Origin of the sequence: Streptomyces sp. NPDC056527 (assembly GCF_042794475.1) — a bacterium.
Lineage (GTDB): Bacteria > Actinomycetota > Actinomycetes > Streptomycetales > Streptomycetaceae > Streptomyces.
Map to the genome: position 1 here is coordinate 1 of NZ_JBHTTQ010000113.1, position 23500 is coordinate 23500.

Annotated in this window: 23 protein-coding genes and 1 pseudogene; 11 read left to right on the plus strand and 13 right to left on the minus strand. The window is 71.7% G+C overall.

Translation table 11 applies throughout. The annotated features are described in order from the left end of the window. Together ACFQ7Q_RS32625 and ACFQ7Q_RS32630 are read right to left on the minus strand one after the other, a co-directional pair. Nucleotides 1–887, minus strand: an 887-nt coding sequence (locus ACFQ7Q_RS32625) for an acyl-CoA dehydrogenase family protein (RefSeq protein ID WP_383561497.1), incomplete at its 3' end; no start/stop codon positions are given. Further along, the gene (locus ACFQ7Q_RS32630) at nt 884–2041 is read right to left on the minus strand and encodes a CaiB/BaiF CoA transferase family protein (protein ID WP_383561499.1); all 1158 of its coding nucleotides are present in this window, start codon (nt 2039–2041) and stop codon (nt 884–886) included. The genes ACFQ7Q_RS32625 and ACFQ7Q_RS32630, both read right to left, overlap by 4 nt. A 270-nt stretch (nt 2042–2311) precedes the next feature. Here ACFQ7Q_RS32630 and ACFQ7Q_RS32635 point away from each other — a divergent pair, with 270 nt between their 5' ends. Continuing rightward, nucleotides 2312–3517, plus strand: coding sequence for a saccharopine dehydrogenase family protein (locus ACFQ7Q_RS32635; RefSeq protein ID WP_383561501.1), 1206 nt, complete (start codon nt 2312–2314; stop codon nt 3515–3517). 54 nt (nt 3518–3571) lie between these two features. On the opposite strand, the gene ACFQ7Q_RS32640 is transcribed toward ACFQ7Q_RS32635, so the two are convergent. From ACFQ7Q_RS32640 to ACFQ7Q_RS32655, 4 genes are read right to left on the minus strand one after another with little or no spacing between them, the layout of a single operon-like run. After that, nucleotides 3572–3946, minus strand: a complete 375-nt coding sequence (locus tag ACFQ7Q_RS32640; RefSeq protein WP_383561503.1) for a VOC family protein — start codon at nt 3944–3946, stop codon at nt 3572–3574. After that, nucleotides 3943–4077 (minus strand): morphogenic membrane protein MmpA, encoded by a 135-nt coding sequence (gene mmpA, locus ACFQ7Q_RS32645; RefSeq protein WP_383561505.1) that lies wholly within the window; start codon nt 4075–4077, stop codon nt 3943–3945. The genes ACFQ7Q_RS32640 and mmpA overlap by 4 nt, the downstream gene beginning before the upstream one ends. Then, complete coding sequence (locus ACFQ7Q_RS32650) at nt 4074–4991, minus strand: hypothetical protein (protein ID WP_383561507.1); 918 nt, start codon at nt 4989–4991, stop codon at nt 4074–4076. The genes mmpA and ACFQ7Q_RS32650 overlap by 4 nt, the downstream gene beginning before the upstream one ends. Further along, a complete protein-coding gene (locus tag ACFQ7Q_RS32655) occupies nt 4988–5686 on the minus strand; it encodes an endonuclease V (protein ID WP_383561509.1) in 699 nt (232 codons plus the stop codon). Before ACFQ7Q_RS32655 ends, ACFQ7Q_RS32650 begins: the two co-directional genes overlap by 4 nt. Nucleotides 5687–5771: 85 nt before the next feature. Here ACFQ7Q_RS32655 and ACFQ7Q_RS32660 point away from each other — a divergent pair, with 85 nt between their 5' ends. Then, the gene (locus ACFQ7Q_RS32660; RefSeq protein ID WP_383561511.1) at nt 5772–6071 is read left to right on the plus strand and encodes a YciI family protein; all 300 of its coding nucleotides are present in this window, start codon (nt 5772–5774) and stop codon (nt 6069–6071) included. A gap of 27 nt (nt 6072–6098) precedes the next feature. On the opposite strand, the gene ACFQ7Q_RS32665 is transcribed toward ACFQ7Q_RS32660, so the two are convergent. Then, the gene (locus ACFQ7Q_RS32665) at nt 6099–7184 is read right to left on the minus strand and encodes a WD40/YVTN/BNR-like repeat-containing protein (RefSeq protein ID WP_383561513.1); all 1086 of its coding nucleotides are present in this window, start codon (nt 7182–7184) and stop codon (nt 6099–6101) included. A gap of 76 nt (nt 7185–7260) precedes the next feature. On the opposite strand from ACFQ7Q_RS32665, the gene ACFQ7Q_RS32670 reads away from it, so the two are divergent. From ACFQ7Q_RS32670 to ACFQ7Q_RS32685, 4 genes are all read left to right on the plus strand, one after another. Further along, nucleotides 7261–7716, plus strand: a complete 456-nt coding sequence (locus ACFQ7Q_RS32670) for a (4Fe-4S)-binding protein (RefSeq protein WP_383561515.1) — start codon at nt 7261–7263, stop codon at nt 7714–7716. A gap of 126 nt (nt 7717–7842) precedes the next feature. Continuing rightward, nucleotides 7843–8259, plus strand: coding sequence for an SsgA family sporulation/cell division regulator (locus tag ACFQ7Q_RS32675; protein WP_383561517.1), 417 nt, complete (start codon nt 7843–7845; stop codon nt 8257–8259). Between the two features lie 263 nt (nt 8260–8522). Beyond that, nucleotides 8523–10181, plus strand: coding sequence for an ABC-F family ATP-binding cassette domain-containing protein (locus ACFQ7Q_RS32680; RefSeq protein WP_383561519.1), 1659 nt, complete (start codon nt 8523–8525; stop codon nt 10179–10181). Nucleotides 10182–10386: 205 nt separating this feature from the next. Beyond that, nucleotides 10387–11361, plus strand: a complete 975-nt coding sequence (locus tag ACFQ7Q_RS32685; protein WP_383561521.1) for an acyl-ACP desaturase — start codon at nt 10387–10389, stop codon at nt 11359–11361. Between the two features lie 56 nt (nt 11362–11417). On the opposite strand, the gene ACFQ7Q_RS32690 is transcribed toward ACFQ7Q_RS32685, so the two are convergent. From ACFQ7Q_RS32690 to ligD, 3 genes are all read right to left on the minus strand, one after another. Beyond that, complete coding sequence (locus tag ACFQ7Q_RS32690) at nt 11418–12749, minus strand: SDR family NAD(P)-dependent oxidoreductase (protein ID WP_383561523.1); 1332 nt, start codon at nt 12747–12749, stop codon at nt 11418–11420. Between the two features lie 376 nt (nt 12750–13125). After that, a complete protein-coding gene (locus ACFQ7Q_RS32695) occupies nt 13126–13386 on the minus strand; it encodes a WhiB family transcriptional regulator (protein WP_383561525.1) in 261 nt (86 codons plus the stop codon). Between the two features lie 95 nt (nt 13387–13481). Next, nucleotides 13482–14504: a non-homologous end-joining DNA ligase gene (gene ligD / locus ACFQ7Q_RS32700; protein ID WP_383561527.1), complete on the minus strand. Its 1023-nt coding sequence runs from the start codon at nt 14502–14504 to the stop codon at nt 13482–13484. A 52-nt stretch (nt 14505–14556) separates the two neighbouring features. Here ligD and ACFQ7Q_RS32705 point away from each other — a divergent pair, with 52 nt between their 5' ends. Beyond that, nucleotides 14557–15615: an ATP-dependent DNA ligase gene (locus ACFQ7Q_RS32705; RefSeq protein WP_383561529.1), complete on the plus strand. Its 1059-nt coding sequence runs from the start codon at nt 14557–14559 to the stop codon at nt 15613–15615. Between the two features lie 72 nt (nt 15616–15687). On the opposite strand, the gene ACFQ7Q_RS32710 is transcribed toward ACFQ7Q_RS32705, so the two are convergent. Beyond that, nucleotides 15688–17601 carry an AMP-dependent synthetase/ligase gene (locus ACFQ7Q_RS32710; RefSeq protein WP_383561531.1) on the minus strand — a complete coding sequence of 638 codons (1914 nt, stop codon included), beginning with the start codon at nt 17599–17601 and terminating at the stop codon, nt 15688–15690. Nucleotides 17602–18030: 429 nt separating this feature from the next. On the opposite strand from ACFQ7Q_RS32710, the gene ACFQ7Q_RS32715 reads away from it, so the two are divergent. Together ACFQ7Q_RS32715 and ACFQ7Q_RS32720 are read left to right on the plus strand one after the other, a co-directional pair. Further along, a complete protein-coding gene (locus ACFQ7Q_RS32715) occupies nt 18031–18333 on the plus strand; it encodes a hypothetical protein (protein ID WP_383561533.1) in 303 nt (100 codons plus the stop codon). 101 nt (nt 18334–18434) lie between these two features. Then, a complete protein-coding gene (locus ACFQ7Q_RS32720) occupies nt 18435–20522 on the plus strand; it encodes an MDR family MFS transporter (protein ID WP_383561535.1) in 2088 nt (695 codons plus the stop codon). Here the strand turns inward: ACFQ7Q_RS32720 and ACFQ7Q_RS32725 are convergent. Further along, complete coding sequence (locus ACFQ7Q_RS32725; RefSeq protein ID WP_383561537.1) at nt 20512–20946, minus strand: YchJ family protein; 435 nt, start codon at nt 20944–20946, stop codon at nt 20512–20514. The genes ACFQ7Q_RS32720 and ACFQ7Q_RS32725 overlap by 11 nt on opposite strands. 143 nt (nt 20947–21089) lie before the next feature. Between ACFQ7Q_RS32725 and ACFQ7Q_RS32730 the strand changes: the two genes are divergently transcribed. After that, complete coding sequence (locus ACFQ7Q_RS32730) at nt 21090–22910, plus strand: FAD-dependent oxidoreductase (protein WP_383561539.1); 1821 nt, start codon at nt 21090–21092, stop codon at nt 22908–22910. 13 nt (nt 22911–22923) lie between these two features. On the opposite strand, the gene ACFQ7Q_RS32735 is transcribed toward ACFQ7Q_RS32730, so the two are convergent. Beyond that, nucleotides 22924–23310 (minus strand): VOC family protein, encoded by a 387-nt coding sequence (locus tag ACFQ7Q_RS32735; RefSeq protein ID WP_383561541.1) that lies wholly within the window; start codon nt 23308–23310, stop codon nt 22924–22926. A 17-nt stretch (nt 23311–23327) separates the two neighbouring features. Between ACFQ7Q_RS32735 and ACFQ7Q_RS32740 the strand changes: the two are divergent. Beyond that, nucleotides 23328–23500, plus strand: a pseudogene (locus tag ACFQ7Q_RS32740) (6-phospho-beta-glucosidase); the annotation flags it as partial.

Below are 23500 nucleotides of genomic sequence, written 5' to 3' on the forward strand. Positions count from 1 at the left end.
GTGACGGCGCACTCGGTGGCCATCTCGGCGATCTCGAAGCGGATGTGCTGGAGCTTGGCCAGCGGCCGCCCGAACGCCTCGCGTTCCTTGACGTAGGTCGTGGTGATCTCCAGGAGGTGCTCGGCGGCGGCGATGCCGGCCACGGCGATGGCCATCCGCTCCTGGGCGAGATTGGTCATGAGGTGGACGAAGGCTCCGTCGAGCTCGCCGAGGAGGTTCTCCTTGGGGACGCGGACGTCGTGGAAGAACAGTTCGGCGGTGTCCTGCGATTTCTGCCCGATCTTGTCGAGGTTGCGGCCGCGCTCGAAGCCCTCCATTCCCCGCTCGACGACGAGCAGCGAGAGTCCGTGCGCACCGCCCTCGGGGGTGGTGCGGGCGACGACGATCACCAGGTCGGCGAGGATGCCGTTGGAGATGAACGTCTTGGAGCCGTTGAGCACCCAGTGGTCGCCGTGGTCCTCGGCGCTCGTGCGAATGCCCTGGAGGTCGGAGCCGGCACCCGGCTCGGTCATCGCGATGGCGGTGATCAGCTCGCCCGAGCAGAAGCCCGGCAGCCAGCGGCGCTTCTGCTCCTCGGTCGCCAGCGAGGTGAGGTACGGCCCGATGATGTCGTTGTGCAGGCCGAGCGCTATGCCGGGTGCGCCGGCGCGGGTGAACTCCTCGGCGAGCACGGCGCTGTAGCGGAAGTCGGCGTTGCCGCCGCCTCCGTACTCCTCGTCGACCGCGAGGCCGAGCAGCCCCTGGCGTCCGGCGGCGCGCCAGGCCTCGCGCGCGACGATGCCGTCCTTCTCCCACTGCTCGTAGTGGGGCAGCACCTCCTTGGCGAGGAAGGTGCGGACGGTCTCGCGGAACGCTTCGTGGTCGGCGGTGTACAGCTGACGCTTCATGCTTCGGGCTCCTGAGGGGCTGCGTCGAGGTTGAGGGAGGGTACGGCCCAGTCCCGGGCGACCTCGTCGGTGTCGGCGCCGGGTGTGGCGGGTCCGGTGCGGACGGCGCCCGGGGTGACGGAGAACCGGGGCGCGGGTGCGGGCTGGGCGAAGCCGGCGTGCTCGACGAAGGTGCCGCGGGCGGCGAGATGGGGGTGGGCGGGGGCCTCGCGCATCGAGAGGACCGGCGCCACGCAGGCGTCCGTCCCCTCGAAGACGGCCGTCCACTCCTCGCGCGTACGGGTGCGGAAGCGGTCGGCGACGGCGGCGCGCAGCTCGTCCCAGCGTCCGAAGTCCTTGCGCGCGGGGGCCACGTCCTCGATGCCGAGCAGGCGCGTGAACTCGTCGTAGAACTGCTGCTCCAGGGCGCCGACGGCCATGTACCCCCCGTCGGAGGTCTCGTAGGTGCCGTAGAAGGGACAGCCGCCGTCCAGCAGGTTGACGCCCCGGCGGTCCTGCCAGCCGCCGGCCGCCAACATGCCGTGGATCATGGTGGCGAGGTGGGCGGCGCCGTCGACGATGGCCGCGTCGACGACCTGGCCATCGCCGTGCGTGCGCGCGTGCTGGAGCGCGGCGAGGACGCCGACGACGAGGTAGAGCGAGCCGCCCGCGTAGTCGCCGACGAGGTTGGCGGGGACGGTGGGCGGGCCGTCGGGGTCGGGGCCGATCATGCCGAGGGTGCCGGTGATCGCGATGTACGCGATGTCGTGTCCGGCGCTCGCGGCGAGCGGCCCGTCCTGGCCCCAGCCGGTCATCCGGCCGTAGACCAGCTTCGGGTTGCGGGCGAGGCAGGCGTCCGGGCCGACGCCGAGGCGTTCGGCCACACCGGGCCGGTACCCCTCGACGAGGATGTCGGCGCGTTCGACCAGGTCGAGGACCGTGGCGGGGCCGCCGTCGGCCTTGAGGTCGACCAGGACGGAGCGCTTGTTGCGGTTGGTGAGGTCGTACGCGGGGTCGATGCCGAGTCCGGGGCCGCCGGGCCGGTCGATCCGTACGACGTCGGCGCCGAGGTCGGCCAGGAGCATGGCGGCGAACGGGCCGGGCCCGATGCCCGCCAGCTCGACCACGCGCACCCCGGAGAGCGGGCCGTTCCCACCGTTCGCCTGCGCTGCCATCGAGCCCCCAGGACCGTGTGTGACACCAATGATGTAACACCAGTGATGCTAGGAACGTGTTCCACTCCGCACAAGCCCCCCGGCCGAGCAAGCGCTTGGAAATTCGATCGACGGAAGCGGAGGATCCGGATATCCCGCCGCCAGGGTCCTGCCATGTCCACAACGAAACGCGCGCATGACCACCCCGACGACCACCGCTGACGGAGCCCGCGGAAGGTACCGCTAGGCTCCGCGCTCGCAGGGGTAGCCGAGGTGAAGGCGAGGGACCGGATGGAGACCGGGAACGACACGAGGCGGGAGACGGCGGAGCGGCCGTACGACGTCGTCCTGTTCGGGGCGACGGGGTTCGTGGGCGTGCTCACCGCGGAGTATCTGGCCGAACACGCACCGGCGGACTGCCGGTGGGCGCTCGCCGGACGCAGCCGCGCCAAGCTGGAGGCCCTACGGGACAAGCTGGCCGCCCGATGGCCGCGGTGTGCGGAGCTGCCGCTGCTGGTCGCGGACTCCGCCGACACGGATGCCGTACGCGAACTGGCCGGTTCCACTCGGGTGGTGGCCACCACGGTCGGCCCCTACGTCTGGTACGGCGAGGGCCTGGTGGCCGCCTGCGCGGAGGCCGGAACGGACTATGTGGACCTCACCGGGGAGTCCGAGTTCGTCGATCTGATGTACGTCCGGCACGACGCGCGGGCCCGGGAGACCGGCGCCCGGATCGTCCACGCATGCGGCTTCGACTCCGTACCGCACGATCTGGGCGTCTACTTCACCGTCCGGCAGCTGCCGAAGGACGTGCCGCTGCGGGTCGACGGATTCGTCCGCGCGGGAGCGATCTTCTCGGGTGGGACATTCGCCTCGGCCCTGACCGCGATGGGACGCGGCCGGGAGATCCAGCGCGCGGCGCACGAGCGACGCCTGCACGAACCGCGGTTGGTCGGCCGACGGGCGCGGGCACCGCTGGGCGCGCCGCGGTTCAGCCGGGAGACCGGCACCTGGGCGCTGCCCCTGCCGACGATCGATCCGCAGGTGGTGGCGCGTTCGGCGCGCGCGCTGGAGTCCTACGGCCCGGACTTCCGCTACCGGCACTACGCCTCGGTGAAGACGCTGCCGATGGCGCTCGGCGGCACCGCCGCGATCGGCACCGGTGTCGTGGCGGCCCAACTCGCGCCCGTACGCCGTTGGCTGATGGATCGTTACGAGCCCGGCGACGGTCCCAGCGCGGAGCGGCGGGCACGCAGCTGGTTCTCCGTGCGGTTCGTCGGCGAGGGTGGTGGACGGCGGGTGTTCACCGAGGTGTCCGGCGGCGACCCGGGGTACGACGAGACGGCGAAGATGCTCGCCGAATCGGCCCTGAGCCTCGCCTTCGACGACCTGCCGAAGACCTCCGGGCAGGTCACGACGGCGGTCGCGATGGGCGACGCGCTCCTCGACCGGCTGCGGGCGGCGGGCATCCGCTTCCGGGTGGCCTACGAGGGCTGACGCCCTGGCCCGGTGCCGTACGGGGACGGGACTCGCCGCCGCACGGGACCGGGCTCAGTGACGTACGAGACAGAAGGGATGGCCGGCCGGGTCGGCGTAGATCCGCCACCCCCGGTCGCCGTCCCCGTCGTCGAGCTGCCACGCCCCGAGCGCCAGCACGGCGTGGTGGGCGGCCTCCAGGTCGGCGACCCGTACGTCCAGGTGGAACTGCTGCTCGGGAGCGCCCCAGACCGGCGGCCGGTGGTCGGCCACTCCCTGGAAGGCGAGCACCGGCGCGCCCGAGGCGTCGTGCAGGGTGGCCCAGCTGTCGTCGACGGCCCACTGCGTGTCGGGGCGGTTGATCTCGCCACCGAGCAACTGCTGGTAGAACCCGGCCAGTTCGAGCACGTCCGTACAGTCGAGCACGACGCACTGCAGGGTGCCGATCACGCGATCACCCAGCCCGCGAGCACATAGGTCATGGCGCAGACCCACGCCAGGGCGACGAGCCCGGCGACGGCGAGGACCGCGGTCGTGCCGCGTTCGGCAGGACGCGACGGGGTGGGAACGGGGGTTGTCATGAATTCCACTCTGCCGCCCATGATCGCGGCCCGCCATCCGTACTCGTACTCAGGTCGTCCACGATCCGCTGCCACTCGTGCTCACCTCCGGCCAGGGGCCAGGCCCAGGTGGGACGGTCGCCGGTGCGCAGCTTTTCGAGGCGGCGGACCAGGATGCCACCCGCGATCTCGGCGCCGTCGGGGACGGCGGGGCCGTGGCGGGCCATGAGGGCGGAGTAGCGGGCGAGTTCGGCTTCGTACGCGGCGGCCGCCTCCGACTCGCCCCGCTCGCGCTCGTCGCGCGGGACGGTCCGCCGGAGGACGAGAACGGGCGGTTCCAGGTCCTCGGCGATCGCGGCGGCGAGCCTGGCGTGCCCGTCGAGCAGCAGATAGCAGTCGAATCCGCTCACCCACCAGAGCAGCACCGGGGGCAGGATCCCGGCGCGGGCCTGCTTGCCGTATGCCGTGACGCGGCCGTCGTCGGCGTCGGGGAGCGGGCGCAGCGGCAGCACCTCCCAGGAACCGGAGTGGACGAACCAGTCGATGTACCCGTCGGGGTGCCCGGGGACGACGAGCTCCTCCCAGTACGCGGCGGATCCCGCGCCGTGCCGGTTCCACTGCGGCTGCGTCTCGGAGGTGAGGACCCAACGACCGTCGTGGAGCGGCCCGTCCGGATCGGCGGTCAGCTCCCGCGCGATGTGGTGGGCCCAGCGTCCGGGCCGGTCCGCGTAGGCCCGGGCGTCGCTCGCCCGCAGGGGCGGGAGGAGGGGGCGGGGCGCGGCCGCGCGGTAGAAGTCGACGCCGTAGTGGTGCGGATCCACGACCGCGAGCAGCAGGGGATCGTCCCCCTGGGTGAGGACCAGCCGGTCGCCGGCCGTGCGGAGGCACAGTCCGGGCCGCGGCCGGCCGTTCACGTCCAGGATCAGCTCGCTCACGGCGCTCCCCCGAGGGCCTCCTTCAGGGCACGGCGACAGAGGGAGTCGGCGTGGCGTGTGGTCTCGGGGATGCGGTAGCGCGGGGCGAGGCGGAGGGTGTGGGCGCAGGCGTTGTCCAGGGAGACGCGGTGGCCGACGGAGACGAAGACGGGCTTGACTCCGGCCTGGGTGCGCAGTGCCCGGCCGACCTCCTCGTCACCTGCCACGAGCGGGCTGCGGTCGCCCCGCTCGGCGCCGGGTGGGTCGTACGTGAAGGTGAACGGGTTCTTCGCGACGCCGATCGACGGTCGCCCGGTCAGCACTCCGAGATGGCTCGCGAGACCGAAGCGGCGCGGGTGGGCGAGACCGTAGCCGTCGCAGACGAGGAGACCGGGGTCGGTCTCCAGCGCGGCGAGCGCGGCGAGCACCGTCGGGATCTCGCGGAAGGCGAGCAGTCCCGGGACGTACGGGAACGAGACCCGGCCGACCGCCGTGGCCTCCTCCACCACGTCGAGCGTCCGGGCATCGAGCACCACGGCCGCCGCGGCGACGAGATCACGCTCGTCGTCGTACGCCACGTCCAGACCCGTGACATGCCCCGTACCGGGCTCCGGCCCCGGCTCGTCGAGCACGAGGCGTCCACGCAGCTCCCTCTGCACGGCACGGGCGGCGGTCTCGTCGGCGGGCCAGCCCGCGGGAATGTCGATGATCTTCATGGTGACGGCCAGCCTACGGCGCCCCTCCGTCCGCCAGGCGAACGGTTTTCCCGTCGCGTTCCCGCTCCCCGGTAGCCTGGCGATCATGTTCGTTCTGGAATTGACCTACACCGCTCCCGTCGAGCGGGTCGACGTCCTGCTCGACGCCCACGTCGAGTGGCTCGACGCGCAGTACGCGGCCGGCGTCTTCATCGCCTCGGGGCGGAAGAACCCGCGCGACGGCGGTGTCATCCTCGCCGCCGGGGTCGACCGCACGGAGATCGAGAAGATCGCCGCGGCCGACCCCTTCAGCGTCGAGGGCGTCTGCGCGTACCGGATCACCGAGTTCTACGCGACCAAGACGGCCGACGCGCTCGCCCCGTACCGGGAGCAGCTTCCTTCCTAGCCGCCCCCTCGCTCCCCTGGGCGCTGCCTAACCCCTGCCGAGGCGGGCGATTCTGCCCTTCTCGCCGGAGGCCCAGCACGCGCCGTCCCAAGTGCAGTCGACGGTGTCGTACGAGCCGGTGTCGACGGTCCGCCAGGTGCGTCCGTTGTCCGTCGTCAGGTCCGTGCCCGTGGGGCCGACGGCGAGCGCGGCCGTCCGGCTGTGCGGGAGCCATGCGACGCCCGAGCGGTACGCGGGCGGCGGGGCGGAGGCGGCATGCCAGCCGCGCCCGCCGTTCCCGGTGACCGCGGCCGCCCGCGGGGACGGCTGGTCCTTGCGGTAGTCGCCGCCCACCGCGATCCCGTGCGTACGGTCCCGGAACGCGAGCCCGAAGACTCCGCGCGCCGGGTCGCCCGCGGGGATCGTGGATTCGGCGGCGGTCCAGGTCAGGCCCCGGTCGCCGGAGTGCAGCACACGCGCCGTGGCCCCGCCGCCGGTCGCCAGCCAGACGTCCTTCGGTCCGGAGGAGACCAGGCACTGGCCGCTCGCCGCGAACCCCGCCTCGCCGGGCAGCGCGGCCGGCATCCCGGCGTCCGGCAGCACCTCCCACGTACGGCCGCCGTCCCGCGTCGAGAGGATCCGGTACCTCCCGTCCACGGGATCGCTCATGGCAAGACCGTGCCGGTGGTCGAAGAACGTCATGCAGTCGTAGAACGCCCGCGGGTCGGTGTTGCGGAAGGACTCGGTCCAGGTCGCGCCGCCGTCGTCGGTACGCAGCACGCGCGACGCCTCGCCCTCGCCGATGGCGAGGACCACCGCGCGCCGGGCGTCGAACGCCTCCACGTCGCGCAGCTCCAGCTCCGCCGCACCGGGCGGCGAGACGTTCCGCCAGCTCCGGCCGCCGTCCGTGGTCCGCAGCACCGTCCCCTTGGAACCCGCGGCCCAGGCCGTCCGTCGGTCGACCGCCGCGAGCCCTCGGAAACGCGCGTCCGTTCCGGTCTCGGTGAGCTGCCAGGACACCGCGTGCGACGCACCCTGCGCCGGTCCCGCCGGCATCGCCACGGCCGCCAGGGCGAACACCGCCCCGCTCAGGCCCACCGATAACAATCGTCTCGTCTTCCCCATGGACGTCATGGCGCCGGAAGCTAGTCCACCCCCGGTGATCCCGTCCAGAGTGCGTCGCGCCTCCCTCCTTCCTAGGCTGGACGGCATGACCGACGAGAAGCCGAAGCTCAAGGAGTACGCGGGCGAAGGCATCACCGTCACCTTCGAACCGCGCCGATGTCTGCATGCGGCCGAGTGCGTGCGGGGTCTGCCGGCGGTCTTCGACGTGGAGAAGCGCCCCTGGATCAGCCCCGACGGCGCCGACGCCTCGCTGGTCGCCGAGGTCGTCCGCCGCTGCCCCTCCGGCGCGCTGCAGTACCACCCCGCCGACGGCTCCGCCGAGCCGCCGGACTCCCCCACGACCGTGCGCCGGAACCCGGACGGACAGATCGTGGTCCGCGGCGACCTCTCGGTCGCCGCGGAGTTCGGCGTACGGCACGAGACGCGCGTGATGCTCTGCGGCTGCGGGGCGTCCGGGAACCAGCCCTACTGCGACCACTCGGGGCCCTGCGCGGCGCCCCCGACCGACGACCCGGTCGACCGTCCCGCCGAATCGAGATGAAACGCCCAGGTGAACAACGGTGACACAGCTCACGTACTCCGCCAGTGCACGTTCGGGCCCGATCGTTCGTCATTCCTAGTGTCAGGGAGACGTCAGGAACCGAAGCCGCGCGACAGGAGCTGGCCTTTGTCCACCGTCATCGAGCAGGCCGTTCAGGCCCGTCTGGTCGCATCCGCTCCCCGGATGGAAACCGTCCCCGCCACGCTGCGGTACGACCGTGAGGATCCGTTCGCGGTGAGCATGGCGTTCCCGCCGCCCGCGACGCTGGAGGGCGTCGAGGTGTCGTGGGCGTTCTCGCGCGAGCTGCTGACGGAGGGTGTGGACGGCCCGGCCGGGCTGGGGGACGTGCGCGTCCGCCCGTACGGCTACGACCGCACCGTCGTCGAGTTCCACGCGCCCGAGGGCGTGGCCGTGGTGCATGTCCGCACGGCCGAACTGCGGCAGTTCCTCGAGCGGTCGCAGCACCTGGTGCCGGTCGGCCGCGAGCACCAGTACCTGGACTGGGACCAGGACCTGGCCGAACTGCTCGACGACTACGCCTGAGCAGTCCGGGCCCGTCTCACGGGCACCGCCCGTAAATCGTTTGTCTCCCGCTCGACGCACGGCGTACCGTCCTGACCTGGCCCTGTTGTCGCCCGATCGGAGAAGGCCGTTGCTCGTCTGAGGTTTCGAGACACCGTGCCGCGCGTGCCCCCTGCCGCCGCGTGTGCCGTCTTCGACCTCGGCGTACGAGCTCTTGTGCCTGCCCGCGCCCCCGGTGTCTCACCCGTTGCCCCAGCCCACGCTCTTGCAACCGGGAGGCCCCCATGGCGACCCATCCCACGTTCATCACCTGCTCCTCTCTCTCCTTCTCCTGGCCCGACGGCACCGAGGTCCTCGACGACTTCCGGCTCGCGGTCGGACCCGGCAGAACGGGCCTGATCGGCCTCAACGGATCGGGCAAGTCCACGCTTCTCAAGCTCGTCGCGGGTGAGCTGACGCCCACGGCCGGCACTGTCCGCACGGTCGGCGAGGTCGGCTACCTCCCGCAGAACATCTCGCTCGACACCACGCTCCGGGTCGACGAGGCGCTCGGGATCGCCGCCACCCGCGCCGCGCTGCATGCCATCGAGGCGGGTGACCCTTCCGAGGAGAACTTCGCGGCGGTCGGCGACGACTGGGACGTGGAGGAGCGGGCCAGCGCCACTCTCGACCAGCTCGGGCTCGGTCACATCGGGCTCGACCGGACCATCGGCGAGGTGTCGGGCGGCGAGTCCGTCCTGTTGCGGCTCGCCGCGCTGCTGCTCGCCCGGCCGGACATCCTGCTGCTCGACGAGCCGACCAACAACCTCGACCTGTACGCCCGTCGCAGGCTCTACGAGGCGGTGGACGCCTGGTCCGGCGTGCTCGTCGTGGTCAGCCACGACCGCGAACTCCTGGAGCGGGTCGACCAGATCGCCGACCTGAGGGACGGCGAGGTCGGCTGGTACGGCGGCGCCTACTCCGCGTACGAGGAGGCGCTCGCGGCCGAACAGGAGGCGGCCGAACGGATGGTGCGAGTGGCCGAGGCCGACGTTCAGCGGCAGAAGCGCGAACTCTCCGACGCTCAGCAGAAGTTGGCGCGGCGTAAGCGCTACGCCCAGAAGAGCGCCGCGAACAAGGTCGTCCCGAAGATCGTGGCCAACAACCGCAAGAGCGAGGCCCAGGTGTCGGCGGGCAAGCACCGCGCCCTGCACTCCGAGCGGCTGGCCGAGGCGAGGGTGCGACTGGACGCGGCGGTGGAGGCGGTGCGGGACGACGACGAGATCCGGATCGAACTGCCGCGCACCACGGTCCATCCGGGCCGGGGCGTGCTGTCGCTGCGCGAGGTGGAGTTGCGCTACGGAGCCCGCGTGGGCGGCGAGTTCGAGCTGCGCGGACCGGAGCGCATCGCGCTCGTGGGCCGGAACGGAGCCGGCAAGTCGACGCTGCTCCGGACGATCGCCGGAGAACTGGAGCCGCTGTCGGGGGAGGTGATGACGCACGTGCCGCTGCGTTTCCTGCCGCAGCGGCTCGACGTCCTCGACGAGGAGCTCAGCCTGGTGGAGAACGTCGCCCGGTTCGCCCCCTCGGCGACGGCGAACGCGATCAGGGCGCGGCTCGCGCGATTCCTCTTCCGCGGCGGGCGGGCGGATCAGGCCGCCGGGACCCTGTCGGGCGGGGAGCGGTTCCGGGCGACCCTGGCGGCGCTGCTGCTCGCCGAGCCCGCTCCGCAGCTGCTGATGCTGGACGAGCCGACCAACAACCTGGACATCGCCTCCGTCCGGAAGCTGACGGCGGCGCTGGAGGCGTACGAGGGTGCGCTGATCGTGGCGAGCCACGACGTGCCGTTCCTGGAGTCGCTGGGCATCACCCGCTGGCTCCTGCTCGACGGTGAGCTGCTGCCGACGACGCCGGAGGCGGTACTGGAGGGGGTGCCGGGGAACAAGACCGACCATCTGCTCTGAGTAGCCGTGATCGCGGAGGGGCAGGGCACGCCGCGTGCGTGACCTGCCTCTCCGTCCACGCCCATCAGCAGCGCACATAACGGAACGTAACCGGACATCGCCGAGACGGGCTTGGCCGACGCCTTACGGAGCCTTAACCTACGGTTTCGTAACCTACGAATCCGTAGGTAATTCCGTATACCCTTCTCCGTCCCCAGGAGTCCCAGTGACGCTCACCTCTCCCCACCTCGGCAGCTCGACAGGGTGGACCGACGCGCGGCTGCTCTACGCGCTGGAAGAGGTGGTGGAGAAGGAGCTCAACCGGCACCTGAAGGTCACCAAGGACTGGATGCCGCACGAGTACGTGCCCTGGTCCGACGGCCGGAACTTCCCGGGCTTGTTCGAGGACGGCGAGGCCTGGGAGCCGTCCCAGTCGAAGGTCACCGAGATCGGCAAGATCGCCCTCGTGGTGAACCTGCTCACCGAGGACAACCTCCCCAGCTACCACCACGAGATCGCCAGCCTCTTCGGCCGCGACGGCGCGTGGGGCACCTGGGTGCACCGCTGGACCGCCGAGGAGGGCCGCCACGGCATCGTGATGCGCGACTACCTGCTGGCCTCGCGCGCGGTCGACCCGGACAAGCTGGAGCAGTTCCGGATGGCGCACATGAGCGAGGGCTTCGAGTCCGACAACCGTCACTCGATGCTGCACTCGGTCGCGTACGTCGCCTTCCAGGAGCTCGCCACCCGCATCTCGCACCGGAACACCGGCCACCAGTCCGGCGACCCCGTGTGCGACCGGATGCTGGCCCGCATCGCCACCGACGAGAACCTGCACATGGTCTTCTACCGCAACCTGCTGGGCGCGGCCTTCGAGATCGCCCCCGACCTGACCATGCAGGCCGTGCGGGACGTCGTCGTGAACTTCCGGATGCCCGGACACGGCATGCCCGGGTTCGAGCGGGCGGCGGCGCAGATGGCGATCGGCGAGATCTACAACATGCGCATCCACCACGACGACGTCCTCCAGCCGGTGCTCCGCTTCCTCAAGGTCCTCCAGATCGACGGCCTGGGCCCGGAGGGCCTGAAGGCCCAGGAGGAGCTGGGGCTGTACATGAACGGCCTGGACAGCGAGGCCTCGAAGTTCGACGAGAAGCTCGCCGCCCGCAAGGCGCGGATGGAGGCCCGCAAGGCGGGCTGACCGCCCGGACCGGCCGGCGGCAGACCCACCCGGGCCCGTCGGGGCGGGCCGACCTGCTACCAGGCGGCTTCCCGGTAGTCCTTGAGGAAGACGCCCGTGACGGGCTCCCCGGCCTCGCCGCGCACGATCGGGTCGTAGATCCGGGCGGCGCCGTCGACGACGTCGAGCGGCGTCCGGATGCCCACGGCGGCGATCCGGGCCTTGCGCGGCGCCGGGTTCTCGTCCGTGATCCAGCCCGTGTCCACGCTGCACATGTGCACGCCCTGCTCCGCCAGCTCGCCGGCGCTGGTGCGCGTGAGCATGTTGAGGGCGGCCTTCGCCATGTTCGTATGGGGATGGCCGCCCGTCTTGTTCCGCACGGTGAAGCGCCCCTCGACGGCGGACACGTTCACGATGTAGCGGCGCGGGCGCGGGGAGGCGAGCAGCAGCGGCAGCAGCCGGTCGCAGAGCAGGGTCGGCGCGACGGCGTTGACGAGCTGGGCCTCCAGGAGCTCGGCGGCGTCGAGCTCGCCGAGCCGTACGGACCAGGAGTTCCGGGGCGAGGGGTCGGGGAGCAGCCCGGCCTCGTCGGGCTGCCCCTCCGGCCGGGCGAGCTGGTCCCGCTCCAGCGCGGCGAGGACGGGGACCGACTCGGCGGTCTCGTACCCCGGCGCGGGGATGACGCCCTCGGGGAGCGCCTCGCGCTCCCCCGCCACGAGCAGGGCGTACGACTCCGGGGGTCGGCGTATCGTCTGGGCGGCGTTGTTGACGAGTATGTCCAGCGGCCGTCCGTCCGCGTGCAGACGCTCGCAGAGGCCGAGGACCTGGCGCGGGTCGCGCAGGTCGATGGCGATGACGGTGAGCCGCTCCAGCCACCGCTCGCTGCCCTCGGCTGCGCGGAAGCGGCGCAGGGTGTCGTGCGGGAAGCGGCTGGTGACGAGCACCTCGGCTCCGTCGCGGAGCATCATCAACGCCAGTTGGAACCCGATCTTGACGCGCCCGCCGGTGAGCAGGACCCTGCGACCGGTGAGATCGGTGGTCAGGGCACGACGGGCGGTGTTGTCGGCTGCGCAGGTCGGACAGAGCCGGTGGTAGAAGGCGTCGGCCTGTCGATACGACGACTTGCAGACATAGCAGTTGTGGCGCTTGAGGAACTCGCCCGGCGACGTGCCCCCGGCGACCGCCAGAGGGGCGTCCTCGCGTCGGTCGAGAGCCCCGGTCGCGGTGCGCGCGGTCAGGGCGGCGTCGGCGGCGGCCTGCTCGGCACGGCGGGCCTTGCGCCGCTTGTTGCGGCTCTCGCGGGCGAAGGTGGCGGCGAGCTCCTCGCCGCGCATCCGGTCGGGGTCGCCGAGGGGCAGGCTGCGCAGCCTGGTGATGGTGCGCTCGAAGGCGGCGAGTTCCTGGTCCATGGGTCCTTGATCGTAGTGATCGTGGACCGGCGTCGGCATCCGGTTATCGCCTCGGCCGGCACCCGAGGAACCGAGGCGGCGGGAGAGGGCGTTGAGGCGGATCGACCGTTCGCCGCGTTTCCCCGCGGGGTCGCACCGTGCGACGGTCGGCGCTCACGGTCAGCCGGTGCGGCAGTCGGCGCTCACGGGCGGCCGGTGCGGCGACGGGGCGTCTGGTTCGACGCGGCGCTCGGCGCGGCCGCGTCGGACGACCGACCCTCCGCCACGCCGCTCGCCGAGCGCGTCGGCCCGGCCCGGAGCGGCCGACTCGCCGAGCGCGTCGGCCCGGCCCGGGACGGCCGGTGTCCGGACCTCACCGCCCGACGCTCCGCACCGGTCACCCCTGTCGGCGCTTCAGCCGCCCCCGCTCCTTCTCCGAGAGCCCGCCCCACACCCCGAACCGCTCGTCGTGGTCCAGTGCGTACTCCAGGCACTGCACCCGCCCCTCGCATGCGCCGCACAGCATCTTCGCCTCGCGGGTGGAGGAGCCGGGGGCCGGGAAGAAGAATTCGGGGCCGGCCTGGGCGCACAGGGCGTTCTCCTGCCAGGACATGTCGGGGGCCTGGGCGTTCAGTACGGCGGTGGTGTCGGTCTGCATGGCCGACACGTTGCCCCGTGGCCGTAAACGCCCCATCAACGTTCGATCAATGCGGCGCGCCGAGCGCCCCGCGGACTCCTCGCGCGGTGCCGCCGTCAGCCGTCGTCCTTCTTCGCCCGGCTCGGCTGCACCCGCTTCGGCTCCCCCGGCATCTTCGGGTACTCCGGCGGGTACGGCAGGTCTCCGAGGCCGTGGTCCGCCTCGTCCCGGCGGGCCAGTTCCAGGAGGCTCTCCAGGCTGAAGCGTTCGTCGTCCATGTCGGCGTGGACGTCGCCCAGTTCGGCGAAGCGGGCCGGCATCGTCCTGATGTCGAAGTCGAGGGGCGTCGCGTCGTCGATCTCGTCCCAGTTCAGCGGCGCGGAGACCGGGGCATGGGGGCGGGGCCGTACGGAGTAGGCGGAGGCGATCGTGCGGTCGCGGGCCGTCTGGTTGTAGTCGACGAAGATCTTCTCGCCGCGCTCCTCCTTCCACCACTTGATCGTCACGCTGTCCGGCATCCGCCGTTCCAGCTCGCGCCCGCATGCGATGGCCGCGCGGCGGACCTGGGTGAAGGTCCACTTCGGCTCGATCGGCACGAAGACGTGCAGGCCGCGCCCGCCCGAGGTCTTGGGCCAGCCGCGCAGCCCGTGCTCGTCGAGCACGGCGCGCAGCTCGTGCGCCGCACGGACCGCGTCGGCGTAGTCCGTGCCCGGCTGCGGGTCGAGGTCGATGCGCAGCTCGTCGGGGTGGTCGGTGTCCTCGCGACGTACCGGCCACGGGTGGAAGGTCACCGCGCCGAGGTTGGCGGCCCACAGCACGGCCGCGGGCTCGGTCGGGCACATCTCGTCGGCGGACCGGCCGCTCGGGAAGGTGATGTGCGCGGTGGGGATCCACTCCGGGAGGTACTTGGGGGCGCGCTTCTGGAAGAAGGATTCGCCCGTCACTCCGTCGGGGTAGCGCTCCAGGGTCGTGGGACGGTCGCGCAGCGCGCGCGTGATGCCGTCCCCGACGGCCAGGTAGTAGCTGACCATGTCGAGCTTGGTGTAACCGGGTTCGGGGAAGTACACCTTGTCCGGATTGGACACGCGTACGGTCCGCTCACCGACTTCCAGCTCCACCGCTGCCGCCTTGCTCGCCATGCGAGCCAGCGTAGGGCTCGCCGACATTCCTCGCATACCGGACAATCGGGCCATGGATCTGCCGGTGATGCCGCCCGTGAAGCCGATGCTGGCCAAGGCCGTGAAGAAGATCCCTCCGGGGATGCAGTACGAGGCGAAATGGGACGGCTTCCGCGCCATCGTGCACCGCGACGGCCCGGACCTCGTCATCGGCAGCCGCACGGGCAAGCCGCTGACCCGTTACTTCCCCGAACTGGTCGAGGCCCTGCTGCCCCGGCTCCCGCAGCGCTGCGTGGTCGACGGCGAGATCGTGATCGAGCACGGCGGGCGGCTCGATTTCGACCGGCTCACCGAACGCATCCATCCGGCCGATTCGCGGGTGCGGATGCTGGCCGAGAAGACCCCGGCCCGCTTCATCGCCTTCGACCTGCTCGCCCTCGGCGACGACTCCCTCCTCGACACCCCGCTCACCGACCGCAGGGCCGCCCTGGAGGAGGCCCTGCGCGGTGTCGACGCCCCGGTCCATCTGGCGCCGGCGACGACCGACCCGGAGGTCGCGGCGCGCTGGTTCGAGCAGTACGAGGGCGCGGGTCTGGACGGTGTGATCGCCAAGCCGCTGGATCTCCCGTACCGGCCGGACGCCCGGCTGATGTACAAGATCAAGCACGAGCGGACCGCCGATGTGGTCGTGGCCGGGTACCGCTTCCACAAGAGCGGGCCCGTCGTCGGCTCGCTCCTGCTCGGGCTGTACGACGAGGGCGGCACGCTCCAGCACGTCGGGGTCTGCGCCGCCTTCACCGCCAAGCGCCGTGAGGAACTGGTCGCCGAGCTGGAGCCGCTGCGGATGGACCCGCCCGACGGGCACCCGTGGGCGGCCTGGGCCGAGGAGGCCGCGCATGCGGGGGCGAGGCTGCCGGGCGCGCCGAGCCGCTGGTCAGGGAAGAAGGACCTCTCCTGGGTGGCGCTGCGACCGGAGCGGGTCTGCGAGGTGGGGTACGACCACATGGAGGGCGACCGGTTCCGGCACACGACCCAGTTCAAACGGTGGCGGCCGGACCGCGCGCCGGAGTCGTGCGGGTACACGCAGCTGGAGGAGCCGGTCTCCTACGACCTCTCCGAGGTACTGGCCTAGGGCCTCTCGTTCGGATCCTGCCGTCGGCGTTCAGCGCCCCCGTGGTTCCAGGCCCCCAGCGGTACCGCGCCCTCAGTGGTACAGCGCCTCGATCTCCGCCGCGTACGCCGCCGCCACCGCATGCCGCTTGACCTTGAGCGACGGGGTGAGCATCCCGTTCTCCTCGGTGAACTCCCCCGGCACGATTCGGAACCTGCGGATCGACTCGGCCCGGGAGACGGCCTGGTTGGTGTAGTCGACGGCCTTCTGGACGTCGGCGACCAGCTCGGGATCCTCGCAGAGCGCGGCCATCGGGGTGTCCCCGGGCCGTTTGCGCACGGCCAGCCAATGCCCGACCGCCTCGGGGTCGAGGGTGACGATCGCGGCGATGTACGGGCGGTTGTCCCCGACGACCAGGCACTGCCCGACCGGCGGGCGGCTGCGCAGCCGGTCCTCCAGGACGGCCGGGGACACGTTCTTGCCGCCCGAGGTGATCAGGATGTCCTTCTTGCGGCCGGTGATGGCGAGATAGCCGTCGTCGTCGAGGGCGCCGAGATCGCCGGTGGCGAACCAGCCGTCCCGCAGCACCTCCTCGGTGGCGTCCGGGTTGTTCCAGTACGCGGCGAAGACGATGCCGCCCTTGATCAGCACCTCCCCGTCGTCGGCGATGCGGACCGCGATGCCGGGGACGGGCCGCCCGACGGTGCCGGGCCGGGGCCGCAGGGGCGGGGTGACGGTGGCGGCCGCGGTCGTCTCGGTGAGGCCGTAGCCCTCGTAGACGAGCACCCCGGCGGCGTAGAAGAAGAGGTTGAGTCGCCGGTCGAGCGGGGATCCGCCGCTGATGGCGTACCGCAGGTTCCCGCCGAGTTCCTTGCGGATCCGGCGGTAGACGAGGAGGTCGTACAGGGCCCACGCGGCCGTCAGCCCCGGTCCGGGGCGGCGGCCCTCGTCCAGGAGGCGGCGCAGCGCGGCCTCGCCGAAGCGTACGGCGATGGAGTCGGCGCGGTCGAAGGAGGAGCCGCGGCCGAGCTTCTCGGCGGTGGCCCGCCCGGTGTCGTGGATCTTCTCGAAGAGATACGGCACGCCGACGAGGAAGGTGGGCCGGAACCGCCGCAGTTCGGGCCGTAGTTCGTCCGGCTTGATGCTGGGGAAGTGACCTATCTCGATCCGGGCCATGAGGCAGGCGACCTGGATCGCGCGTCCGAGGATGTGGGCGAGCGGCAGGAAGAGGAGCGTCGAGGCCGCCTGACCGGTGACCTCCTTGAAGACCGGATGCAGCAGCTCCACCGTGCCGGCCGCTTCCGCGTGGAGATTGCCGTGGGTGAGGACGCAGCCCTTGGGGCGGCCGGTGGTTCCGGAGGTGTAGCAGACGGTGGCGACGGTGTCCGGCGTGAGCGCGGCGCGGCGCTTGACCACCTCTTCGTCCGGCGACTCCGCGCCGATGCGCGCGAGTTCCTCCATGCCGGCGGAGGCGATCTCCCAGCTCCGGACCGGTTCGGGGAGCGTCGTGGCGGCTTCGAGGAGGGCCGCGGTGTGCTCGGCGGTCTCGGTGACGGCGTGGCGGGCGCCGGAGTCCTGGAGGATCCAGGCGATCTGTTCGGCCGAGGAGGTGGGGTAGACGGGGACCGTCTGACCGCCGGCCGCCCAGATGGCGAAGTCGAGCACGCACCACTCGTAACTCGTGCGCGCCATCAGCACGACCCGTCCGCCGTGCTCCACCCCCGCGGCGATCAGCCCCTTCGCGGCGGCCTGGACGTCGCCGGCGAACTCGGCCGCGGTGACGGACCGCCAACTCCCGTGGCTCCTACGGCGTATGACGATCGAGCCGGGGTCCTCGGCCGCGTTGACGAACGGGATGTCCGCGGGCGTACCGGTCGGCGGCGGCCCGTCCGGGAGAGGCGTGCGCGCCTCGCGCACGACACCGTTCTCGCGCACGAGCTCGACCGGGAAGCGGTCGAGGAGGTCACTGCGCCTCTTGGCTTGCTTCAGATCCTTGCGTACGCCCATGGCGGGCTCCTGTTCGCGGCATACGGGCGGGGAGTGACCGGTTCGCTGGACCTACCGGACAGTCAACTTACCCGCGCGTAACGAGATTTCAACCGCCCGCGCACGTTCTCCTTTGAACCATTTCGACCCGCGACGGCCCCGCCGAAGGACCAGCCCGGGGGTGAGATGCTTCACATTCCCGCTTCGCCGATTCGTCACGGGGCAGGGATTCTCGATTCCGCATTCGACGGACATCCGAGCGATTCGGGTGTCCGTCTTCCCCGTGAAGATCGCACCACGCGCCGCGCACCTGCGAGAACGTTCCGCGCCGCCGCCCGGGCCGCCCGGATCGAGGCTCACGACCGCTCCGTACGCCCGGCCGAGCGGCCTTCCGGCCGTTGCTTCACGGAGACATCCCCGTCGACGAACCCGGAAGCCCATCCTGTACGTATGGAGGGGGAGACCCCTCCTCGACTCCGGACCCCACAAGGACTGACCGTGATCACCTCGCCCTCGCCCCTCGTCCCCGTCCCGATCCCCGACCGTGTGGCCGCGATGATCGGTTCCTGTCTGCCGCTGCACGTCCTGCAGGCGGAGGTCGACGCCGACTGCGCGGCGCGCGAGGTGCTCCGGTTCCGTGGGCCGTTGTGCGCCGAGGACCGTGCGGACCGCGAGCACGCCCTGTCCGCCCTCGCCCGGGCCAACAAGGTGCTCGCGAAGCACCACCCGCTGCTGCCGGTGCTCCCCCGCTAGCTCCGGCCGGCGCCTACTCCGTTCGGGGCGCCGCCCCGTCACCGCACCGGTTCGGCCTTCCCCCACATGCGGGCGGCCCCACCCGGTGTGAGGCTGCGAGAGTGACCACCACCAGCGAAGCCGCGCCCGCGCCCCCGGCAGCCGGGCCCCCGGTGCTCGACAGCCGCCGCCGCAACATCGTCTTCGGCACGATCCTGCTCGGTGTACTGCTCGCCGCGCTGGACCAGACGATCGTCGGCACGGCCCTGCCGACCATCGTCTCGGACCTCGGCGGCGCCGCGCACATGTCCTGGGTGGTCACCGCCTATCTGCTGGCCGAGACGGTCGCCACCGTCCTCGTCGGCAAGTTCGGTGATCTGTTCGGACGCAAGGTGATCTTCCAGATCTCCGCGATCATCTTCATCACCGGCTCGTTCCTCTGCGGCCTCGCCACCAACATGACCCTGCTGATCGTCTGGCGCGGACTGCAGGGCATCGGCGCCGGCGGTCTGATGGTCACCTCCATGGCGCTCATCGCCGATGTGATCCCGCTGCGCGACCGCGGCAAGTACCAGGGCGCGATCGGCGCGGTCTTCGGTGTCGCCACCGTCATCGGCCCGCTCCTCGGCGGGCTCTTCACCGACCATCTGAGCTGGCGCTGGGCTTTCTACGTCAACGTCCCGATCGCGATCCTGGTCGTGATCGCCGCCGCCCGCACGATCCCCTCCGTACGCGCCGCGAGCAAGCCGGTCATCGACTACGCGGGCATCGCGCTGGTCGCGGCCGGCTCCAGCGCCCTGATCCTGGCGACCAGTTGGGGCGGCAACGAATACGCCTGGACGTCGGGCGTCATCATCGGTCTCTTCCTCGGCGGACTGATCGCGCTCGCGCTCTTCTGCTGGGTGGAGACCCGGGCCGCCGAGCCGATGCTGCCCATGCGGCTCTTCGCCAATCCGGTGTTCACCGTCTGCTCGGTGCTGAGCTTCGTCGTCGGCTTCGCCATGCTCGGCTCGATGACGTTCCTGCCGTCCTACCTCCAGTACGTCGACGGGGACTCGGCCACCGTCTCCGGCATCCGCACGCTTCCGATGGTCATCGGTCTGCTGATCGCCTCCATCTACAGCGGCAACGTGGTGAGCAAGACCGGCAGGTACCGGATCTTCCCCATCGTGGGCTGTCTGGTGATGGGGGTCGGACTCTTCCTCCTGTCCCTGATGGGCACGGGCACGAGCGCCTGGCTGGAGTCGCTGTACATGTTCGTGCTCGGCGTCGGCATCGGTCTGTGCATGCAGGTGCTCACCATCGCCGTGCAGAACACCGTCGAGTACGCCGATCTCGGCACCGCCACCTCGGGCGTCACCTTCTTCCGCACGCTGGGCAGCTCCTTCGGCACCGCCGTCTTCGGCACGATCTACACCAACTCCCTGGAGCCCAACCTGGCCCGGGGAGTCCGCGAGGCCGTCGCGATCGCCGGGCCCGGCCAGGACCCGGCCGCGATCGCCCAGGCCTCGACGAGCCCGTCCGGCGTCCACGGACTCCCGGACGACGTGGCGGCGCCGATCGTGGAGGCGTACGCGGACACCCTGCACACCGTCTTCCTCTGGACGGTGCCGGTCGCCGCGATCGGCTTCGTCGTGGCGCTGTTCCTGAAGCAGGTGAAGCTCCGGGACACCGCGCGGGCCTCCGCACCCGACATGGGCGAGGGCTTCGGCTCCCCCACCACCGCCGGCGACTCGGCCAAACTGCTGGAACTGTCCGTCGGAAGGATCCTTCGCAGGACGGACTTCGACACCGCCCGCCGTATCGTCTCCGACTCCGACACCCGGCTCGACACGGCGGGTGCGTGGGCGGTGATGCAGGTGGAGCTCTACACCCGGATCGTCGGGCATGCCAGCCTCGGACTCGTCTCGGCCGGCCGGCGGGTGCCTCCGGAGGTCCTCCTCCCGGTCTTCGACCGCATGGTCGACGAGGGGTTCCTGACCCGGGACGGCAATCTGCTCTCGCACACCCCGTCGGGCAAGCGGGAAGCCGAGATCATCACGCATGCCTGGGGCGACTGGCTCAGCGGCCAGGTCGAGCGGGAGCGCGGACGGCCGAGCGGGCCCGAGCTGCGGGCGGCGACGGACGCCATCGCGAAGAAGCTGATCGCGGAGGATCTGGCGACCGGGCTGCCGGGAGGCCGTCGGGAGCTGGAAGGCTCTACTCGATGAACTCCCCGTCGACATAGACCCAGGCGCCTTCATGGCGGGCGAACCGGCTGCGCTCGTGGAGCGAGCCGGCGGCGCCGCCGTGCGTGTAGGAGGCGACGAAGGTGACCGTTCCGGCCTGGTGGAAGGCCGTGCCGTCGCCGGTCTCCCGGATCTCGAGTCCGGTCCAGCGCATCGAGGGGTCGAAGTCGACCTCGGCCGGCCGGGTCTGCGGGGCCCAGGTGCGCAGCAGATATGCCTCGTCGCGGACGACGAAGGCGCTGTAGCGGGAGCGCATCAGCAGTTCGGCGGTGGGCGCGGCGGCGGATCCGGCGTGGAAGCGTCCGCAGCACTCGCCGTAGCGGGCGGTCAGTCCGCAGGGGCAGGGCGAGTCCGCGGTGATGCGTGGGGACGGGGGGTTGTTCTTGCGTGTGGTGCGTCGGGCCATGGGGCCATTGTGTCCTGTGCCCCCGAGGGGGCGGGATCGAGCCATGTGCGCGGGGCGGCTCGCGCGACTCTTCCGGGGGCAGGGGGGCGACCGTATGCTCCTGCGCCGGACGTGATGGTTACCGCCGGTAAAGGGGTCGGGGCATGGATCGTACGGACGAGAGCGCAGGGAGCAAGGGGAGTTCGCGCCGGGTCTTCGTGGCGGGCGCCGCGGCCGTCGCCGGGGCGGTCGCCGTCGGAGCCTCACCGGCGACCGCGGCGCGGGCCGCCGAGGCATCGCAGGCCGGGGCGGGGGAGGCCGCGCCCCACTCCGTCGCCGTCCTCGGCGGCGGGGTCGCCGGCCTGACCGCCGCCCACGAACTGGCCGAACGCGGCTTTCGCGTCACCGTCTACGAGCGCCGGGCGCTCGGCGGCAAGGCCCGCTCGATGGACGTGCCGGACAGCGCGCGCGGCGCCCGGCGACCGCTCCCCGCCGAGCACGGCTTCCGCTTCATCCCCGGGATCTACCACAACCTCCCCGACACGATGCGGCGCATCCCCTTCCCCGGGAACGCCAACGGCGTCTGGGACAACCTCGTCGCCCCCGCCGAGATGGCCTTCGCCCGCACCGGCCGCGAGGACCTGCGCATCCCGCTGCCGTGGCCCGGCCACCGGCCCGCCGAACTCACCCTCGACGAGATCCGCCGGGCCCTGACCGCACTCCTGGAGACGGCCCGTTCCATCCCGCTCCACGAGGCCGCCTACTTCGTCAACCGCCTCCTCGTCTTCCTCACCAGCTGCGACGAGCGGCGCGACCGGACCTGGGAGGCGACGCCCTGGTGGGAGTTCCTGCGGGCCGAGCGGATGAGCTACGACTACCAGCGCATCCTCGCCGTCGGACTCACCCGCAACATCGTGGCGACCAAGGCCGAGGAGGCCAGCACCCGCACGGTCGCCACGCTCCTGGAGGCGTTCGCCTTCAACGCGCTCGGCCGCGGCGCCGACGGGCCCCTCGACCGGATCCTCGACCTGCCCACGAACGAGGCGTGGATCGACCCCTGGGTGACCCATCTGACCGGCCTGGGCGTGGAGTTCCGGGTCGGCTGGACCGTACGGGAGATGGCGTACGACTCCGGCGCCGGGCGGATCTCCGCGGCCTTGATCGAGGACCCGCAGGGGGTGCGCCGCTCGGTGACCGCCGACCACTACGTCTCCGCGATGCCGGTGGAGCACGCGCGGCGCACCTGGGGCTCCGCGCTACGGGCGGCCGATCCCCAACTGGCCCGCTGCGACCTGCTGGAGACCGACTGGATGACGGGCATCCAGTTCTATCTCACCGAGCGGGCCCCGCTCCTCGCCGGCCACGCCAACCTGATCGACTCCCCGTGGTCGCTGACGTGCATCCAGCAGGCGCACCACTGGCCGACGCGTGACTTCCCGGCCGACTACGGCGACGGCTCGGTCGTCGACTGTCTCTCGGTCGACGTCTCGGAGTGGGACCGGCCGGGGATCCTCTACGGCAAGACGGCCAAGCAGTGCACCCGGACCGAGGTCGCCCGCGAGGTGTGGGCGCAGCTGAAGGCCGGGTTCAACGACACCGGCCGTACGGTGCTGAAGGACGGCGCGCTGCACTCCTGGTTCCTGGACCCGGGCGTGGACGGCCTCGGCACCCCGAACCCGACCAACGACGACCAGCTCCTGATCCACCCGGTCGGCACCTTCCACAACCGCCCGCAGGCCGCGACGAAGGTCCCGAACTTCTATCTGGCCGGCGACTACGTGGCCGTCGACATCGACCTGGCCACCATGGAGGGCGCCAACGCCTCCGCCCGCCAGGCCGTGAACGCGCTCCTCGACCGTACGGGCTCGACGGCCGCGCGCTGCACGGTCGAGCCGCTGTTCCGCGCGCCAGAGCTGGAGGCGCTCAAGCGGCACGACCGGCTGCGGTACCGGCTCGGCCTGCGCAACGCGCTCGACGTGGGGTGATCCGGCGCGCCGCTCAGGGCCGGTAGCGCAGCGGGTGGTCCTCGGGGACCTCGACGACGACGATCTCGACGCCGTCGGGGTCCGCGATCCACATCTCGACCAGCCCCCAGGGTTCGATCACCGGCTCCCGCAGGATCTCGACGTCCCTGCCGAGGAGCTCCTGATGCACGGCCCGGACGTCCGCCACCTGGAGCCAGAGCCGCAGCCGTGACGGGACCTCGGTCGGGGCGGCGCGCCCCGAGACCTCCAGGAAGCCCCCGCCCAGGAAGTAGACGGTGCCCCGGTCGGGTCCGGTGCCGAACTCTCGGTACACCGTGAGGCCGATCAGGTCTCCGTAGAAGCGCCGGGTGCGGTCGGGATCGGTGGGCCGGAGCAGAATCCGGCTGCTCAGTACGTGCACGGCAGTAGCGTACGACCATGAAACTGACGATTCTCGGAGGCGGCGGATTCCGGGTCCCGCTCGTGTACGGCGCCCTGCTCGCGGACCACGCCGAAGGGCGGGTCACCCAGGTCACGCTGCACGACCTCGACGGCGCTCGGCTCTCGGCGATCGCCCGGGTCCTCGCCGAGCAGGGCGCGGGGGTGCCGGA